The sequence below is a fragment of the Pseudoalteromonas sp. SG43-6 genome, from assembly GCF_014164365.1.
Taxonomy (GTDB): domain Bacteria; phylum Pseudomonadota; class Gammaproteobacteria; order Enterobacterales; family Alteromonadaceae; genus Pseudoalteromonas; species Pseudoalteromonas rhizosphaerae.
The window spans coordinates 1-340 of record NZ_JACJEZ010000192.1 but is presented as its reverse complement, the minus strand read 5'-3'; the positions used below and the strand labels follow the sequence as shown (position 1 = coordinate 340).

Here is a 340-nt window from a genome sequence, read left to right as displayed (position 1 = left end):
CAACAATTAAATAAGGCCTGATATTTTCTTCTACTTCTCCTGTGCTTATCCATGCATAAGCAGGTAAATTTTTAGCTAATTTATAACCATTTTTATTTATTGCCAGTTCACCGTAGTAAATTCTGCTCTCTGACTTATCTAACCACTCAACCGCTACTTTTTCTGGGAATTTTTGATCGTAAACACCAACCATAGCTCCCGCTGTGGCTCGACAACAAGACATAGTTCCTGCGGGTACATCCCACTGGTCATCAAACTTAATTAAAGTCACGAATATATCATTACCTTCATCCGTTGAACCCGATACAACCATATAATCTATTTCACCTGTTGTTGCACA

The 340-nt window shown here is 37.9% G+C and carries 1 protein-coding gene; it reads right to left on the bottom strand.

Annotation, left to right across the window (positions count from 1 at the left end; all coding sequences use genetic code 11):
• Positions 1-340 (bottom strand): DUF2931 domain-containing protein (locus H5201_RS23615; protein WP_182719783.1); only part of this gene is annotated, 340 nt, incomplete at both ends.